Genomic DNA, 1,847 nt, shown 5'->3' on the forward strand with positions numbered 1-1,847 from the left:
GTCATGGTCCTTCGAATTCGACGGTGCATCATCTGCATCCGATTGGGTTTATTGAAAACTACTCAAGCTTATCTTCGTGCGCTTGCAATCAACCCCTAACAGAAGAACAGCTCCAGGCAATCACTAACGCCTCACAAATAGAGAACGGGCTGTTCTCAAGGTCCGCTCACGCATCAATTCGAGGAACACCGGTATCCGATTTTTTAAGAGCCATCAACTTAGCAATGAATGCATACGACATAACCGAATGCATTGACAAGGCCCACTTCCTAGCTCATGTAGCACTTGAGACTGATTACATAAAAACAACACAAGAGTACAAAAATAGAGACGGATCAATACCGGCGCATTGGCACAATTATAGCGGCGGCCATGATTACCATGGCCGCGGACTGATCCAGCTTACCCACAATACCAACTATCGAGCATATTCCCGCCGGGAAAACAACGATGGCACCGACTACGACGCGAATAGAGGCCTTGTCGCAAGCAATCTTCAAGTAGCCACCGATTCAGCATGCTGGTACTGGCGAAACGGATCCGCGTGGGGGGACATGAGTACCTACGCGAAGAACAATGACTTCATATATACAGCGATTGGAGTAAATGGCGGATTCAACCACTTTCTCGAAAGAAAAGAATTCCTACAGGAACTCGCATCCAGGCTGAAAATAAACTTATGCTCCATTCATTCCGACAAGACGTTCGATAAATTCAGAGTATCTGAAAGCGCCTTGCACACAAAGCCAAATGGAATGAGAATTTTTAGAAGCGCGCGATACTTTGGAGACGCCAATGAAGTTTAAAGAAATCATCAACTTGACGATATTTTTTATCATTGCACTTCCTCTTACATCATGCGCACCTGATCTGTCAGGCCAGGAAAGGCAGCCAGCACCACAAGAGTTTGAAATATCTGAGTGGGTGGAAGGCAAACCAATGCACTTCAACCTTGGGAATGGTGCAACAGCAGAGCTATCGATATCGAATTCAGAATTAAGCATATCTCTTGGCCAAGGATCTTCTGCATTAACTACAGATGTATTTGTTGTCCCTGACGGAAGGACGGGAGCCCCAAGCGCGATCATAGGAAAAGATGTCAACTTTGATGGCACCATTGATCTTTTAGTGAAAGTATCCGACTCCGCATCAAATCCTTGCTACAAGATAATTACAACAGAAGCCCCAAACCAACAAAGCAGACACCAAGAAAAAACATCTTTCATCGAAAGCGAATTGACTGTCTGCAATCCCCATGTGAAACCAGCAGAAAAAGAAATAGTCTCCATCGAAAGATATGGTCCGCTCGCACGGACAGAGGTATATTCTGTGACCGATGAAGATGAAATAAAATTATCAACCACGATCGAAGATATCGATTATGATTTCAGTCGAGTTTCCATCAATTCTGGGAATGACCAGGATTCTTTTATTTCAATAAGAGGCGGTCGCGAGGAGGCTTTTGGCTGCATCGCTACAAAATCATATCTTTACGAAGCTCCTGACTCCGGCACAGCTACCACCATGTACCTCATACCTGACGATAAAGTCGTCATCAAAGATATCAGAAGAGTAAGAGGAGACGAATGGGCCGAGGTAACCTATTCGTCTTCAACACACGGGCTTATAAGAGCTTGGGTCGAAAGGCTATCAGTCCAACCACTTAACCAACTTGATGCGCCATGCGATGCACCAATTGCAGACAGCCCAATAACAAACTGAAGTAGTTGCAAAGACGATTGGCCGTCTTCCGAGAAGAGTAGGCCGGAACTCCATCGATATGGCAGAGATTGCGCGACCCGGGATCACTCACCCTCGTACGCAAAGGATTGCCGAGATGATCGTTT

Annotated in this window: 2 protein-coding genes; both read left to right on the top strand. The window is 45.6% G+C overall.

All coding sequences use genetic code 11. The features are described 5' to 3' along the window. The coding region (locus tag RG19_RS17040; protein WP_238376556.1) for a glycoside hydrolase family 19 protein at nt 1-806 on the top strand (806 nt) is incomplete at its 5' end. After that, complete coding sequence (locus RG19_RS17440; protein ID WP_157515098.1) at nt 796-1,722, top strand: hypothetical protein; 927 nt, start codon at nt 796-798, stop codon at nt 1,720-1,722. The genes RG19_RS17040 and RG19_RS17440, both read left to right, overlap by 11 nt. Nucleotides 1,723-1,847: the final 125 nt, after the last annotated feature.

It is taken from the genome of Luteimonas abyssi, assembly GCF_001482195.1.
Lineage (GTDB): Bacteria > Pseudomonadota > Gammaproteobacteria > Xanthomonadales > Xanthomonadaceae > Luteimonas > Luteimonas abyssi.